Here is a 14,396-nt window from a genome sequence, read left to right as displayed (position 1 = left end):
CGCGAAAGTCGTTGGCGTACTGGCAAGTAACCCTTACCGTCGGGCCTATGACCAAGACATTCGCGCACACCACCGATCAGACCGTGGCGCAGCTATTGGGCATCGTGGAGGGCGGCGACGACGTGCTGCTCACCCGCGATGGCAGGCCCCTCGCTGTGCTCACCGCCGCGATCCCCGCTCCCGAGGCGGTCTCGACGATGCAGACCTTCGACATTCCGGAGGCCTTCTACGAGAACCTTCCCGGCTACTGACCCCGGCGAGGCCCCGGGCCTAGTGGCCGCCCACCAGCGTGCGGAAGAACTCCGCCGCCGGTGAGTGCGCGGTCACCACGACCCCGGGATCCGATGCGGGCATCCACAGGCCACTACCGGCGGCGATGTCCACAGACCGGCCCGCACTGCGCACCGTGATCGTCCCGGCGGTCACCACGAGCAGCTGCGGGCCGCGTGCGTCCAGCTCCACCGACGCCGCGCGCTTGAGCGCTGTTCCATCCAGCCGCACCCGCGAGACACGGAACTCCGGCGCGGGCGTCGCGAACACCACCTCCGGTCCCACCACCGACGTGGTGGGCGCCAGCTCCGCGGGCTCGCGCGGGGCGAAATCCAAGACCCGCAACAGTTCCGGGACATCGACGTGCTTCGGCGTGAGCCCGCCACGCAGCACGTTGTCCGAGTTCGCCATCACCTCGACCGCGGCGCCACTGATGTAGGCGTGCAGATTCCCCGCCGCGAGGTACAGCGCCTCGCCGGGCTGCAACTCGATCCGGTTGAGCAGCAACGCAGCGAGTACCCCCGCATCGTCCGGGTAACGCTCCCCCAGCGTGAGCGCCAGCTTCGCCTCGCCCCGGAACCGGTCGGCGCCGGACTCCAGGTAGCGCACGCAGCCTGCCAAGACCTCGGGCACCAGCGAGGCCAGTGCGGGCTGCGGAAGCGTGATCCAGGTGGTCACCAGGGCGCGGAGGCCTTGCGAATCGGGCTGCCCGGCGAGCAGGCCCAGGTAGGTGTCCAGTTCGGGTACGGCCAGGGCACGCAGCAGTTCCATCGTGGCGGCCGGATCACGGAAACCGGCGAGCGCCTCGAACCGGCTCAGCGCGACCACCACCTCCGGCTTGTGGAAGGGATCGCGGTAATTGCGTTCGGGATCGTCGAGCGGAATGCCTGCGGCGTTCTCCCGAGCGAAACCCTCGCGCGCCTGCTCCGCGGAGGGATGCGCCTGCAACGACAACGGCTCGTCGGCCGCCAGCACCTTCACCAGGTACGGCAGGGTATCGCCGAACTCCGCTCGGCACGGCGCGCCGAGTTCACCCTCGGGGTCACCCGAGATGGTGCCGAGCAGATCCGTACCGTCGTCCAGCCGAGCCGGGTCGGCGGGGTGCGCACCGAACCAGAGCTCGGCTTCGGGATGATTCGACGGCACGGGACGGCCCTGCATCGCGGCCAACACCGTGCGCGAACCCCACGCGTACGGACGGATCACGCCCTCGACCCGCTGCATCACGCCTCCCCTGTCAGGCGCCGGTACACCGACGCGAGATCGAACCGTACCGCCAGAGACAGCAGATCGGTCGCCTCGACGCGTGGTGATCGTTCGCCCGCTTCTGCGCCGTCCTCATCGATCGGCAGCGACTCGACATCGGGAAGCGCGCGCATCCGCGCCGCCACCTGCGCCGCGCGATCGCGCACCGTGAGGATCAGCACCCGCAGCGGTACCTGCGCGGCGGGACCGTCCAAGAACGGGTCGTGGAACAGCGGGTCCACCGTGCTCGCGCCGAGCGCGCCGCCCGACGGTGCCGCGGCCAACTCGGGCGTGGCCAGTTCGACGTCGGCGAGGCCGACCGCGGCCACCACCTGACCGCCGAGCGTGAGTGCCTGCGATGCCGCATGTTCCGCGATAGCCAGCCCCGCGGCGGAATCTGCGGTGAGCGCCACCCTGCGGCCCGCGAGCCGTGCGGCGAGCTGCTTGGCCGGATTGGTCTCCAGGCCGCGATCGGGGTGCCCACGCAGCGCCTCCTCGTCGAGCGCGTCCGCGAGGGTGAACAGGTACCCACGGCCGGGCTCGGCGTCCTTGTCGGTGCCGCTGAGGCGGCCGATCACGGCCAGTAGCGCTGCGGCCACACCGACGAAGCCGAACCGCTCGGGCACCCGGAGCCGCGGGGAGAGATCGATCGCGCGACCGGCGGCCGCCTCGGCCACCGGCCCCTCCATGGGAACCGCTACTACCACGGTGGCTCCGCGACGGGCAGCGACGGCGATCGCCCGCGCCAGCACCAGATCGCCTGCGTCGAAGCCGCACACGATCACCACGTCGAGCGCGCCCACCCAGGGCGGCAGCTCGGTGGAGCGGACCAGCGGTACGTCGAGCCGACCCGCGGTGAGCGCCTCCACGAAGCCGGCTGCCGCCGCGGCCGGCCCGGCACCACAGACCACCACCACGGCGCGCGGCGCGAATCCGTCGAGTGGGGCGAGCGCACCGTCGTCGACCAACGACGCGACGGCCCGTACCTGGGCCCCGCCGAGGGCCGCCGACCGCAGATGTCCACCGACATCGGCGGCGATCAAGCCGGCGGGGTCATCGAGATCGGCCACCTCGGTCACGGTCTCCTCCGTCCTCGCCCGTTCGGAGTCAACACGCGTTTCCTTCCGCTCAGGCGCGCACAATCGCCAGGATGCGCTCGGTCAGCGCCTGCACCTCGTCGGGCGTGGCGGCCTCGACGTTGAGCCGCAGCAGCGGCTCGGTGTTGGACGCGCGAAGATTGAACCAGGCACCCGAATCCAACTGTACCGTCACGCCGTCCAGTTCATCCGTGCTCGCAGTCTCGTCCCGGAAGGCGTCCAGGACGGCCCGGGTGCGCTCGGCCTGATCGGCCACCGTCGAATTGATCTCTCCGGATGCGGCGTACCGGTCGTACCCGCTCATGAGCTCCGAGAGCGGCGCCGGTTGCTCGCCGAGGGCGGCCAGCACGTGCATCGCGGCCAGCATGCCGGAGTCGGCACCCCAGAACTCGCGGAAGTAGTAGTGCGCGGAGTGCTCACCACCGAATACGGCACCGGTCTGCGCCATCTGCGCCTTGATGAAGGAATGCCCCACGCGGGTGCGCACCGGGGTACCACCGTTCTCGACGATGATCTCGGGCACGGCCTTGCTGGTGATCAGGTTGTGGATCACGGTGGCGCCGGGGTTCTTCGCGAGCTCCCGCTCGGCGACCAGAGCGGTCACGGCGGAGGGCGAAACGGGCGCGCCCTTCTCGTCGACCACGAAGCAACGGTCGGCGTCGCCGTCGAAGGCGAGGCCGATATCAGCGCCCTGCTCGACGACGAACTTCTGGAGGTCGACGAGGTTCTTCGGATCGAGCGGGTTGGCCTCGTGATTGGGGAAGCGGCCATCGAGCTCGAAGTACAAGGGCCGCACATCCAGTGCGTCGACGGGGCCGAGCACGGACGGCACCGTGAAACCACCCATCCCGTTGCCGGCATCGACGGCCACCCGCAAGGGGCGCGAATCGGACAGATCCACGAGCCCCCGGAGGTACTCGCCGTACTCATCGAGGACGTCCCGCTCACTGATCCGGCCGGGCGCACCATCGAAGCCGGGCACTCCTTCGGCGACCTGCTCGGTGATCTGCCGCAGACCGCTCTCCTGCCCGACGGGCTTGGCACCGGCGCGGCACAGTTTGATGCCGTTGTACGCGGCGGGATTGTGCGAGGCGGTGAACATCGCGCCGGGGCAATCCAGCAGCCCGGACGCGAAATACAACTCGTCGGTGGAGGCGAGACCGATGAGAGTCGCATTCACGCCCTGCGCGATGGCTCCCTCGGCGAAGGCGGCGGACAGCGACGGCGAGGAATCGCGCATATCGTGCCCGATCACGATGTCGGTGGCGCCCTCGGTGCGCATCAGGGCGCCGAACGCGGCACCCACGTCACGGACGAAGTCCTCGTCGATCTGCTCGCCGACCAGACCGCGCACGTCGTACGCCTTGATCACAGCCTGTACCGACTCCAGCGGTCGCACCACGCCTTCGATCCTCCTCATATCGGTCGCACCCGGGCATCACGATGTGCCCGTGCGGACGCTTCACCCTATCGGTTCCGCCGGACACCAGTTGCAATCCGCAGGACGGGCCCTAGTCGACGGGATCGGGCAGCACCCGCAGATGACCCCGGCGCCCGGGGCGAGCGGCGTGCTTCGGGGCGCCGGCGGAACCCTGTCCTGCCGGCGGGACCTGGCTCATGCCGTCGTGGACGGGCCGCATGGCGCCGATCGGTGGGAGCGAGCGGGCCGGAACGTCACCACCGGGCACGTCGACCACGGGGCGTGGGCCGCGTTCGCGGGCGAGACCCGGTGCACCCTCGCGAACGGTGTCGGCGAGCGCGGTGAGGTCGTCGTCCAGGGCAGCCCCGCCCACCGAGGCGGCGCTGTACGCAGGGAGGTTGCGCAGCATCTCCCAGCCCCGCGGCGCAGTCATCCGGCTTGCGTGAAAGTCGCAGAGGTCCCAGGAATGCGGCTCACTGGTGGTGCCCAGGGGGCCCAGCACCGCGATCGACTGGCGATAGTCGAACGTCAGCGTGGCCACGGCGTGGTTCCTGCAGCCGGGGCGGCAGCACTGACGGACGGGGTTCACGAGAAGAAGGTTAACGCCTGTCGCGGGGGCCGGTCGCCTCGACACACCGCACGACGGTGCCCGACCGTCGTGACCGGGAGTCCGGGCCTACACTGAGCCGACGATGAGAGCACGGGTGGACCGGCGCGCACGATTGCGGCAGCGCGTCGCGAGGGATCGCCGCGACCACGGACTACGGGCGCCGCTGGTTCCGCGGGGCCTGCCCGCGTATCGGACCCGGGCCCAGGATTTCGATGAGGTAGTGCTCGACGCCTACGCCGAGATCGACGGTCTGTGGCACGACCGTCTCACCGACCTCGATATCGCAGTCGACGACGTGCCCGGCATCCTGCCGCGGGATCCGGATTCGGTGTCGTGGCCCGACGAGGTGGAGGCGGACGGACCGATCCCGTTGGCGCGCTTGGTCCCGGCGGGGATCGATCGGCGCGGAAATCACACCCGCGCGCGGCTGATCCTGTTCCGCAGGCCGCTCCAGCGACGGGCGAAGAATGATGCCGATCTCCTCGAGGAGATTCTCGCGATCCTGGTACACCAGATCAGCGATTACCTCGGGGTCACGGAGGAGACCCTGCTCGCCGGCCCGGACTCGATGTAGCGGACCGGCCGAACCGGGATCGTCAGATGATGCCGCGCTTGAGCTTGCGGCGTTCACGCTCGGAGAGACCGCCCCAGATGCCGAAGCGCTCATCCTTGGCGAGGGCGTACTCGAGGCACTCGTTGCGCACCTCGCAGCCCAGGCAGATGCGCTTGGCCTCGCGGGTCGAGCCGCCCTTCTCGGGGAAGAAGGCCTCGGGATCGGTCTGCGCGCACAGGGCGCGGTCCTGCCACTGATCCTCGATAGCCTCGTAGAGTTCCTCGAAACCCGTAGGCACCAGAGACAGATGCGCACGGCCGGACCCACCGGAGAAGCTTTCGAACGGTTCACGATGAGCGTCGATCGTCATCGGCCCGCCTCCCTCGTTGCTTTCGTGGTGTTCGTTGGTGTTTCGGTTTCTTCTGGTGCCCGCCGCCGATGATCCCGCAGCGCTGAATGACACTGTTGTGATTACACACGCGTAGGTCCGCCACGTCAAGCTGAACCCGAAAATTAGCTAATACCACCCGGTGAGCCCGAAACCAGACCTCGACACGAGGTAGAGATGTAATCCGCGTCACACCACGCCGGCGACTACCCTCGATGCGGTGAAGGTGACGGTGCTGGTGGGCGGTGTCGGCGGTGCGCGATTCCTGCAGGGTGCGCGAGAACGCTTCGGGATCACCCCGTTTCCCGGGAACGATGACGACACGACACGCGAGCACACGGTCACAGCGGTGGTGAACGTCGGCGACGACGCCTGGATGCACGGCGTCCGGATCTGTCCCGATCTCGACACCTGCATGTACACCCTTGGTGGCGGTATCGACACCGAGCGCGGTTGGGGCCACAAGAACGAGACCTGGAACGCCAAGGAGGAGCTGGCCAAGTACGGCGCCGATCCCGATTGGTTCGGCCTCGGTGACCGCGATCTCGCGACGCATCTCATCCGCACTCAGATGTTGTCCGCCGGGTATCCCCTCACCGAGGTGACGGCCGCACTGTGTAACCGATGGCAACCGGGGGTGCGCCTGCTGCCGGTGACCGATGCGCGGCACGAGACCCACGTGGTGATCGCCGATCCGGAATCCGACGACGGCGCCCGGCGCGCGATCCACTTCCAGGAGTGGTGGGTGCGATACCGCGCGAATGTCGACACCTTCGGCTTCGCCCAGGTGGGCGGCGGTGAGGGCGCCCCGGCCGGAGGAAAGGCACAGGTCACCAAGGCCGCCGTCGCCGCGATCGAGGATGCCGACGTGGTCTTCCTGGCCCCGTCGAACCCGGTGGTCTCGATCGGCGCGATCCTCTCGGTGGGCGGGGTGCGCGCCGCGCTGCGCACCACGTCGGCGAAGGTGGTCGGTGTCTCCCCGGTGATCGGTGGCGCCCCCCTGCGCGGCATGGCCGACCGATGCCTGGAGGTGTTGGGCATCGAGACCAGCGCCCAGGCCATCGGCGAGCACTTCGGTGCGCGCAGCGGCAACGGCATCCTGGATGGCTGGCTGGTGGCCGAGGAGGATTCCGGCGTCGCGATCGACGGTCTCCCCGTCGCGGCGATCCCCCTGCTGATGAGCTCACCGCAGGCCACGGCCGCCATGATCGACGCCGGCCTCGGACTGGTCGGCCTGTGACGCGCCCCGAACGCGATCACGGTGCCGCCGCGCTGGAGATCCTGCCGGTGTTCGGGATCGGCGAGGTCCGCACCGGAGACGATGTGGCGCAGGTGATCGCGGATGCGGCGCCGTGGCTCGCCGACGGCGATGTCGTGGTGATCACCTCGAAGATCTTCTCCAAGTCCGAGGGCCGGGTGCTGGCGGCGCCATCGGACCCGGACGAGCGGGATGCGTTCCGCCGCCGCCTGATCGCCGAGGAGGCTGTACGCGTACTCGCCACCAAGGGGCGCACCTGGATCACGGAGAACAAGCTGGGCATCGTGCAGGCAGCATCGGGGGTGGACGCCTCGAACGTGGCCGCCGACACCGTCGCTCTGCTCCCCGAAGACCCGGACGGCAGCGCCGCCGCGGTGCGGGCGAATCTTCGCGAACGCCTCGGCGTGGACGTGGCCGTGTTGGTCACCGACACCATGGGGCGTGCCTGGCGTACCGGGCAGACCGACGCCGCGATCGGCGCGGCCGGGATGGAGGTGCTGCACGGGTACGCCGGCGCCGTCGACGCGTACGGCAATGATCTGGTGGTCACCGAGATCGCCGTGGCCGATGAACTCGCCGCCGCAGCGGATCTGGTGAAGGGCAAACTGGGCGGTGTCCCGGTGGCCGTCGTCCGAGGTTTCCAGACTCGCTCCCCCGCAGCCGATTCACCGCTCGGCACCGCCCGCGGGCTGGTGCGCCCCGGCGAAGACGACCTGTTCCACACCGGTGTCGAGGCCGCCCGGCGGCAGGCACTGCTGCTGCGCCGCTCGGTACGTGCTTTCGCAGACGAGCCGGTTGCCGAGGAGGAGATGCGCGCTGCGGTGGCCGAGGCACTCACGGCGCCGGCGCCGCACCACACGCATCCCGTGCGGTTCGTCTGGGTGCGCGACCGCGCCCGCCGAGCGGCGCTGCTCGATGCCATGAAGGCCGCCTGGTCTGCGGATCTGACGGGCGACGGCCGATCGGCGGAGTCGGTCGCGAAGCGGGTGCGCCGCGGCCAGTTGCTCTACGACGCACCGGAACTGATCCTGCCGTTCATGGTGCCCGACGGCGCTCATGACTATCCCGACGCTCGCCGTACCGCCGCCGAGGAGACCATGTTCACGGTGGCGGTGGGCGCCGCGGTGCAGTCACTTCTCGTGGCGCTCGCCGTGCGCGGAATCGGCAGTTGCTGGGTGGGGTCGACCATCTTCGCCGCAGAGACCGTCCGGGAGATTCTGGACCTGCCCGCGGACTACCGGCCCGCCGGCGCCGTGGCCGTCGGCTATCCGACCGAGCCCGCGACGCCGCGCGAGCCACTCCCACCTGGAAACATGCTGATCGAAAGGTAGACCCCGGAATGTCGTTCGCCTCACTGCACGCCTCGGCCGTCGATGCACTCGCCCGCTTCGATGCCCGGACCGATGCCGACGACGCCCTTCGGCACACCATGCTCGCCTTCCTGGATGCGCAGCCGAGGGGATGTGCGCGGGCCAATGTGCCGGGGCACATCACCGCCTCGGTGGTGATCCTCAACGAGGCCCGCACGCACGTGGTGCTCACCCACCATCCGCGCGTCGGTGAATGGCTGCAATTGGGCGGCCACTGCGAAGAAGAGGACGCCTCGCTTCCGGGGGCGGCGCTCCGCGAAGGACTCGAGGAATCCGGGCTGAGCCGGCTGTCCGTCGAAGAGGATCTGCTGACCCTGCACACGCACCCGATCACCTGCTCGCTGGGCAAGCCCACCCGGCACCTCGATCTGCGGTTCCGGGCGATCGCACCCGGCGCGGGCGTCCCCGAGCTGGCGATCAGCGAGGAGTCGAACGATCTACGATGGTGGCCCGTCGACGCCCTCCCCGACTCCGCCGAGCGCACCACCGTGGCGCACCAGGTGCGCGCCGCCCTCGCCCGCGGCTGATCAGACCGGGCGGGAGGCGCGATCCCCCGCGGACGGGAAGTCGGCCGAACGAGCGACATCCGCCCACGTTTCGACCGCCGCGGTGCCACTGGTGTAAGCGGCAAGGAGGCGGTCGACGGCCTCGGCCCCCAGAGGTAGTCGCAACGGGACCTCGGCCGACGCAACGATGTCGGCGATGATGCGCGCAGCCCGCACCGGGTCGCCCTCCTGGCGTCCGTCGACGCCCGCGAGATCGGCAGCGACCCGTCCCACGGTGCTCGCGTACACGCCGGACTGCTCCGCGAAGCCCAGGGACCGAGTGGTGTTGAAGCCAGTGCGGAACCGTGACGGTTCGACCAGCATGACCCGGATCCCCAGCGGCGCCACCTCGCCTGCGAGCGCCTCGCTCCATCCCTCAAGTGCGAACTTGCTCGCCGAGTATGCGCCGACGCCGGGAAACGACAATCTTCCACCCTGACTGCTCAACTGCACGACGGTGCCGTATCCCTGGGCCCGCATGCCCGGAAGTACCGCTCGGGTGAGGGCGGCAGCGGCGAAGAAGTTCAGCTCCAATTGAGCGCGGAGATCGCTCATCGAAACCTCCTCAGCAGCACCGCAGATCGCGCGTCCGGCATTGTTGACCAGGACGCCGACCTCGCGGTCGCGCGCGATCATCACTGCATGATCGACTCCCTCCTGCTGTGCCAGGTCGGCCTCGACCACCTCCACGCGGCCCGGGTTCGCGGCGACAAGATCCACGACCCGCGAGGAGTCGCGCACAATGGCGATGACGGTGTGCCCCCGCGCCAACACCTCTGCCGCGATATCGCGCCCGAATCCCTGCGAGGCGCCGGTGATCATCCATGTCGTCCTGTTCGTGGTGTCCATGTCGTGGACGCTAGGACTTCGAGCGCGCTCCAACGCAAGCACAATTCCGTGGAAGACGGCTGTCGGATCGGGATACGGTCACTCCATGAAGCTGCCGATCGCCGTCCCCTCCGCCGGCGACCGGGTCCAGGTGTCGGCGCTCTCGCGGCGCGAGGACCTGTTCGCCGCGCTCGACCACGCCGCGGTGTGGCAGCACATCCCCGGCGGCGCTCCCGAGACACCCGAGGTCATGGCGGAGCGGCTCAGCGGCGCGGGCCGGCAACCGCTGCTGATCGATCACACGGGCACGGTGCTGGGCACCTCGTCGTACCTGCTCGACCCGGCCGATCCCGGCGGGATCGAGATCGGCGCAACGCTTCTCACCCCGGACGCCTGGGGAACCGGGATCAACTCCGCGGCGAAGGCACTGATGATCGACGCCGCCTTCGCCGCCGGGGCGCAATGGGTGCAGTTCCGGACCGACGAACGCAACGGGAGGTCCGCCGCAGCCATTCTCAAACTGCCTGGGGCGGTGGAGATCGCGTCCCGTCGCGAACCGCACATCGTCCGCTCGGACGGCACCGTCCGCACCAGCCGAGTGTTCCGGATCCCGCTGCGCCCGGCGTGATCAGGCGGCCGATGTCGCGCTCGGCCGCAATGCACGGATCAGTCCGGTATGGAGTTTCCGCCGACGTCACCGGCCGTTTCATGCGGTTACCGGACATTGCGAGTGTTTCGCGTCCAGCCGGTTCCGCCTGATCCGCCCGAACCGGCAGCAGCACGCGAGAAGAGGAGACCGAAACGTGGACGATGCGCTGGTGCTGGGAGTCAACGGGACGTTGATGCGTGGGCTCGACCTCAACCGGAATCTGCTCGATGCCGGGGCGCGGTTCGTGCGCGAGACCCGCACGGCGCCGATCTACCGCCTGCCGGCCGGGCTCACGATCGGCAGATCGTCCTCGACGACGACGCCGAGGTTCTCGGTGTGATCGGCGGCCTTTCCTCGTCGCGGGGCAGCGCGAGATCGCCGGCTACGACGGGTGGCGGCGCTATCTCGCCGCCATCCGTCCGGGGAGTGCCTGAGCCGCATGGCTTCCCGGGAAGGCGCCATCCACCTTGATCGGTGGATCACACCAGCGATTGTACGAGCACCATAGCGCCGATAGCAGCTATCGCCAGACCAGACACAAGGCGTAAGCGGCGCTGCGCACTCACGCTGGCCAACCGCTGGACGGCGGCTGCCGCCGTCACCGAGAGGAAAGCCAGCCAGACAAAGGCAACAAGCGCGTCGATTACTCCCAGCATCATGATCGATCCAAAGTCCAATGCAGGGGCGTACTGTGGCGCGACCAGCAAGAAGAACAAGCCGACCTTCGGGTTGAGCAGGCAGGAGACCAAGCCCATCGTGAGCGCTGACCTCTCCGCTCGCGATCGCTTCTCCTCATCCGCCTCTGCCGCAAGAGGAGCCCGGGCCAGCTCGCTGATTCCCAGATAGACGAGGTAGACGCCACCGAGAACGTGTAACACAGTGACGAGGCCTGGCCGCGACGAAATAAACCCAGCGAGGCCGAATCCGACCGCCATCGCCCAACAGAGAGACCCGGCCGACGAGCCCACCGCGACCATGACTCCCGCTCGGGGCCTATCCAGCGAAAGACGGAGAACCAGTAGAGAGTCCGGCCCCGGAACTATCGACAGCAGCAAGCACAACCCGGCGAACGTCAGCGCGGATTGCATTGTCACGATCAGCCGCCTGTCGTAATCCCTAACAGTTCCGCATGGTTCCGGACTTCACGACGTGCCGCAGCCAAGTCGTCCATTGCTAGACCGGGCATGACAGCGTCAATATAGTCGCTCATCGCCGCCTCCCGATCTATCGTGTCATGCCCTCGCCACTTCATCGCAACCCTCTTGTGCGCGCCTCGATCCGGCAAAACCATGCCGATTTCTTCCGCCGCCGCGAAGGCAAGGTCCGGGTTTATCAGGTACTGATAGTCCCGAGATCCAGGTTCTGGCGACAAGACTTCTACATCTAAGGATGCGATAGAATCTGCGCCAGACTCTAGTAGCGCTTTCATCGAGTCAACGTTCTCGCGTAGCATAGAGGAATCCATCCCGATGTGCCCAACCACGAACCCCACTTTCAGAACGAGGTCGTTGTTCTTGGCCGTTCGCATCGCGCGCTCGTTGTGCTTGAACATCTCCTCCGCGCGATAGCACGAGGTTCGATCGCTCGGGGGTGCGAGCGGCTTGCGCATCGCTTGCAACGACAAGGCAGTACCCGCGTCTAGCCCAACCATGAGTTGGCGTACATTAAGCGCCCTTAGGTTGGCGGCGTTACGTTCATTCGAGAGCCCATCGGCGCGAGCATATCCAACCATGACCGGCCGGTCACCCTCGTCACGATGTCGCCACCACAACGGGGGCTCGTTCGCCATGTCGCCAAGCAGACGGCCGAACGTCAGCGGAAGCTCATCCGCCGTCAAGTAGAGATAGTCGTAGCCGTGCTCGTCCGCGTGTTCAACCGTCTTCCACGCTTCCGCCGCAGATTCTACCGAATTCCGCCACAGCCCGCCGTACTGAATGGAGCAGAAGCTACACGCATCGTTACGCGCAAATTTGATACATCCCCTCGCAAATTCCACCGGCGTACCCGACCGTACTCGGCGGCCAGTGAGGCGTTCAAAAGTAGGAACAACCCTTCGTTCAAAATTGTCAGCATACAGAGACGTATGATCAAAATGCCTGTCCACCAGATCGAAATTGATATCCGTATAGATACCTTCCGGCCTCGCCTTGTTGATACTGACAACTTCTGCCGAATCACGGTATATCAATGACGGAAATCGCTCCGGTTCGATCGAGGTACCACTCGACAGCGCGCAGATAAACTCCGTGAACGCTCCGATTACTTCGTTTCCAAAGAAGGCGAAATCAATGACATCGGTTTGAGCATCCATGCATTCGCGCGGCAACGCCGTTAGATAATCATTCCCAAAAATGGTGACAACATCCGAATTTGCAGACTTAACCTTTCGCGCTAAACACAAGCCTGCTTCGTACGTCGCGGTAAGCGCACTGACGCAAAGCGCGAGCGTCCTGTCGGCGTGATCCACGACAAAATCGGCGATCACCGACCAGTCAACTACCGTTCCATCGAGATATACAGCCTCTACGCCGGGCACTTCCTCTATCGCCGACGCCAAGGTTAGGGCCCCGAGGTTGGGGAAGTCCGACCAATCAGTGTGCTCAATCGGACTCGTCACGGTGCATGCCGCGCCGTCCAACACCGTATTGGAGTTCGGAGGGCTTACTACAATCACCAGCTTCTGATCCACGGTACCTCCCAACCGGATCAGGCCCGGTGCCGGGAGCTCGACGCAGGGCTGAATCGTTACTTACGTCACATATTGATTGTGCCTCTGGCGATCACACCTGTCCAGCCTTATGCATCCTCGCTACGGCAGGCTCACGACGGCGAGCATGGCGCAGGCCCGCATGCCGTGTCGAGGTCGTGGCATCTGCGCAAGCCGCGACAAGTCCCCTGCCGGGCGACCTCAGCCGATCCGGATTCCCTTGCCCACGGTCACCACACCGCCGGCGGACACGTCGAAGCGTTCCCGCTCGCGGTCGAGGTTCACGCCCAGGATCTGGCCGCGACCCACCACTACGTTCTTGTCGAGAATCGCCTTGCGCACCACTGCACCGGGCTCGACCCGCACACCGGGCATCAGCACCGAGCCCTCCACCGTGGCCCCGTCGCCGATCGTGACGTTCGCGCCGATCACCGAATTGCGCACCGTCGCACCGGAGACGATGCTGCCGGCACCCACCATCGACTCCTGCGCGAGCCCGCCCCGGGCGAACTTCGCGGGCGGTAGGTTGTCGTTCTCGCACCGGATCGGCCACTGCCGGTTGTAGAGGTTGAAGATCGGGTACACCGACACCAGGTCCATGTGCGCGTCGTAGAAGGCGTCGATCGTCCCGACATCACGCCAGTAGCCGGCATCGCGCTCGGTGGCTCCAGGCACCTTGTTATCACTGAAGTCGTACACCGCGGCCTCGCCGCGGGCCACGAACGCAGGAATGATATCGCCGCCCATATCGTGGTCGGAGTCGGAATTCTCCGCGTCCGCGGTGATCGCCTCCACGAGGGCTTCGCGACTGAACACGTAGTTGCCCATCGAGGCGAAGGTGACGTCGGGATCGTCCGGGGTGCCGGGCGGATCGGCCGGCTTCTCCAGGAACTGCGTGATCCGGCCCGACTCGTCGGCCTCGATGCACCCGAAGGCCTTCGCCTCGGACCGAGGAACCCGGATACCCGCCACGGTGACTCCCGCCCCGGACTCGATGTGCGCCTGCACCATCTGCGACGGGTCCATCCGGTACACGTGGTCGGCGCCGAAGACCACGATGTATTCGGGATCGTCGTCCGAGATGAGGTTCATCGACTGGAAGATCGCATCGGCGCTGCCGGTGTACCAGCGCTTCCCCACTCGCTGCTGCGCGGGGACCGGGGTGATGTACTCGCCACGGAAACCGAACATGCGCCAGGTCTGGCTGATGTGCCGATCGAGCGAATGCGACTTGTACTGGGTGAGCACGCACAGTCGCTGATAGCCGGCGTTCACCAGATTCGAGAGCACGAAGTCGATCAGCCGATACGAGCCGCCGAAGGGCACCGCAGGTTTCGCCCGGTCTGCGGTCAGCGGGTAGAGGCGCTTACCCTCTCCGCCGGCGAGGACGATTCCGAGGACGCGCGGCTGTCTGCTCACGAGTGCAACGCTAACCCGTAACCGCGGGCCTGTGCAG

General features: G+C 67.3%; 16 protein-coding genes. 7 read left to right on the top strand and 9 right to left on the bottom strand.

Features of this window, described 5'->3' with window-relative positions:
- Positions 1–47: 47 nt before the first annotated feature.
- Entirely contained in the window at positions 48–251 is a 204-nt protein-coding gene (locus TPAU_RS05945) for a hypothetical protein (RefSeq protein ID WP_013125859.1), read from the top strand.
- A 19-nt stretch (positions 252–270) separates the two neighbouring features.
- Here TPAU_RS05945 and manA read toward each other — a convergent pair whose 3' ends face one another.
- The 4 genes from manA to TPAU_RS05925 all read right to left on the bottom strand — a co-directional run bounded on the left by manA (position 271) and on the right by TPAU_RS05925 (position 4,621).
- A complete protein-coding gene (gene manA, locus TPAU_RS05940) occupies positions 271–1,494 on the bottom strand; it encodes a mannose-6-phosphate isomerase, class I (protein ID WP_013125858.1) in 1,224 nt (407 codons plus the stop codon).
- The gene (locus TPAU_RS05935; protein WP_013125857.1) at positions 1,494–2,594 is read right to left on the bottom strand and encodes a hypothetical protein; all 1,101 of its coding nucleotides are present in this window, start codon (positions 2,592–2,594) and stop codon (positions 1,494–1,496) included. The genes manA and TPAU_RS05935 overlap by 1 nt, the downstream gene beginning before the upstream one ends.
- A gap of 49 nt (positions 2,595–2,643) precedes the next feature.
- On the bottom strand, positions 2,644–4,014 hold the full coding sequence (locus TPAU_RS05930; RefSeq protein WP_013125856.1) for a phosphomannomutase/phosphoglucomutase: 1,371 nt from the start codon (positions 4,012–4,014) through the stop codon (positions 2,644–2,646).
- Between the two features lie 109 nt (positions 4,015–4,123).
- Positions 4,124–4,621, bottom strand: coding sequence for a DUF3499 domain-containing protein (locus tag TPAU_RS05925; protein WP_083773777.1), 498 nt, complete (start codon positions 4,619–4,621; stop codon positions 4,124–4,126).
- A 103-nt stretch (positions 4,622–4,724) separates the two neighbouring features.
- Here TPAU_RS05925 and TPAU_RS05920 point away from each other — a divergent pair, with 103 nt between their 5' ends.
- Complete coding sequence (locus TPAU_RS05920) at positions 4,725–5,216, top strand: metallopeptidase family protein (RefSeq protein WP_013125854.1); 492 nt, start codon at positions 4,725–4,727, stop codon at positions 5,214–5,216.
- Positions 5,217–5,238: 22 nt separating this feature from the next.
- On the opposite strand, the gene TPAU_RS22275 is transcribed toward TPAU_RS05920, so the two are convergent.
- The gene (locus TPAU_RS22275) at positions 5,239–5,565 is read right to left on the bottom strand and encodes a WhiB family transcriptional regulator (protein WP_013125853.1); all 327 of its coding nucleotides are present in this window, start codon (positions 5,563–5,565) and stop codon (positions 5,239–5,241) included.
- Positions 5,566–5,803: 238 nt separating this feature from the next.
- Here TPAU_RS22275 and cofD point away from each other — a divergent pair, with 238 nt between their 5' ends.
- From cofD to TPAU_RS05900, 3 genes are read left to right on the top strand one after another with little or no spacing between them, the layout of a single operon-like run.
- Positions 5,804–6,823, top strand: coding sequence for a 2-phospho-L-lactate transferase (gene cofD / locus TPAU_RS05910; RefSeq protein WP_041944310.1), 1,020 nt, complete (start codon positions 5,804–5,806; stop codon positions 6,821–6,823).
- The gene (locus tag TPAU_RS05905) at positions 6,820–8,172 is read left to right on the top strand and encodes a coenzyme F420-0:L-glutamate ligase (RefSeq protein ID WP_013125851.1); all 1,353 of its coding nucleotides are present in this window, start codon (positions 6,820–6,822) and stop codon (positions 8,170–8,172) included. The genes cofD and TPAU_RS05905 overlap by 4 nt, the downstream gene beginning before the upstream one ends.
- A gap of 8 nt (positions 8,173–8,180) precedes the next feature.
- Positions 8,181–8,738: an NUDIX hydrolase gene (locus TPAU_RS05900; protein ID WP_013125850.1), complete on the top strand. Its 558-nt coding sequence runs from the start codon at positions 8,181–8,183 to the stop codon at positions 8,736–8,738.
- On the opposite strand, the gene TPAU_RS05895 is transcribed toward TPAU_RS05900, so the two are convergent.
- Positions 8,739–9,605 (bottom strand): SDR family NAD(P)-dependent oxidoreductase, encoded by an 867-nt coding sequence (locus tag TPAU_RS05895; protein ID WP_041944309.1) that lies wholly within the window; start codon positions 9,603–9,605, stop codon positions 8,739–8,741.
- 85 nt (positions 9,606–9,690) lie between these two features.
- On the opposite strand from TPAU_RS05895, the gene TPAU_RS21820 reads away from it, so the two are divergent.
- Together TPAU_RS21820 and TPAU_RS23290 are read left to right on the top strand one after the other, a co-directional pair.
- Positions 9,691–10,212, top strand: a complete 522-nt coding sequence (locus TPAU_RS21820; RefSeq protein WP_013125848.1) for a GNAT family N-acetyltransferase — start codon at positions 9,691–9,693, stop codon at positions 10,210–10,212.
- A 175-nt stretch (positions 10,213–10,387) separates the two neighbouring features.
- Positions 10,388–10,573, top strand: coding sequence for an allophanate hydrolase-related protein (locus TPAU_RS23290; protein WP_013125847.1), 186 nt, complete (start codon positions 10,388–10,390; stop codon positions 10,571–10,573).
- A 139-nt stretch (positions 10,574–10,712) separates the two neighbouring features.
- On the opposite strand, the gene TPAU_RS05880 is transcribed toward TPAU_RS23290, so the two are convergent.
- The 3 genes from TPAU_RS05880 to glgC form a co-directional block, all read right to left on the bottom strand.
- Complete coding sequence (locus tag TPAU_RS05880; protein WP_245537889.1) at positions 10,713–11,321, bottom strand: LysE family translocator; 609 nt, start codon at positions 11,319–11,321, stop codon at positions 10,713–10,715.
- Positions 11,322–11,329: 8 nt separating this feature from the next.
- A complete protein-coding gene (locus TPAU_RS22870; RefSeq protein ID WP_013125845.1) occupies positions 11,330–12,922 on the bottom strand; it encodes a B12-binding domain-containing radical SAM protein in 1,593 nt (530 codons plus the stop codon).
- Positions 12,923–13,141: 219 nt separating this feature from the next.
- Entirely contained in the window at positions 13,142–14,359 is a 1,218-nt protein-coding gene (gene glgC, locus TPAU_RS05870) for a glucose-1-phosphate adenylyltransferase (RefSeq protein WP_041944308.1), read from the bottom strand.
- Positions 14,360–14,396: the final 37 nt, after the last annotated feature.

This window comes from Tsukamurella paurometabola DSM 20162 (assembly GCF_000092225.1).
GTDB lineage: Bacteria > Actinomycetota > Actinomycetes > Mycobacteriales > Mycobacteriaceae > Tsukamurella > Tsukamurella paurometabola.
Note: the sequence above shows the minus strand (reverse complement) of the source record. Positions and strands in the feature narration are given on the sequence as shown.

What these genes read in the sequence shown, in the direction of transcription:
- TPAU_RS05945 (WP_013125859.1), top strand. Translation starts at nt 48, where the DNA reads ATGACCAAGACATTCGCGCACACCACCGATCAGACCGTGGCGCAGCTA.
- manA (WP_013125858.1), bottom strand. Translation starts at nt 1,494, where the DNA reads ATGCAGCGGGTCGAGGGCGTGATCCGTCCGTACGCGTGGGGTTCGCGC.
- TPAU_RS05920 (WP_013125854.1), top strand. Translation starts at nt 4,725, where the DNA reads ATGAGAGCACGGGTGGACCGGCGCGCACGATTGCGGCAGCGCGTCGCG.
- TPAU_RS22275 (WP_013125853.1), bottom strand. Translation starts at nt 5,565, where the DNA reads ATGACGATCGACGCTCATCGTGAACCGTTCGAAAGCTTCTCCGGTGGG.
- TPAU_RS05900 (WP_013125850.1), top strand. Translation starts at nt 8,181, where the DNA reads ATGTCGTTCGCCTCACTGCACGCCTCGGCCGTCGATGCACTCGCCCGC.
- TPAU_RS05895 (WP_041944309.1), bottom strand. Translation starts at nt 9,605, where the DNA reads ATGGACACCACGAACAGGACGACATGGATGATCACCGGCGCCTCGCAG.
- TPAU_RS21820 (WP_013125848.1), top strand. Translation starts at nt 9,691, where the DNA reads ATGAAGCTGCCGATCGCCGTCCCCTCCGCCGGCGACCGGGTCCAGGTG.
- TPAU_RS05880 (WP_245537889.1), bottom strand. Translation starts at nt 11,321, where the DNA reads ATGCAATCCGCGCTGACGTTCGCCGGGTTGTGCTTGCTGCTGTCGATA.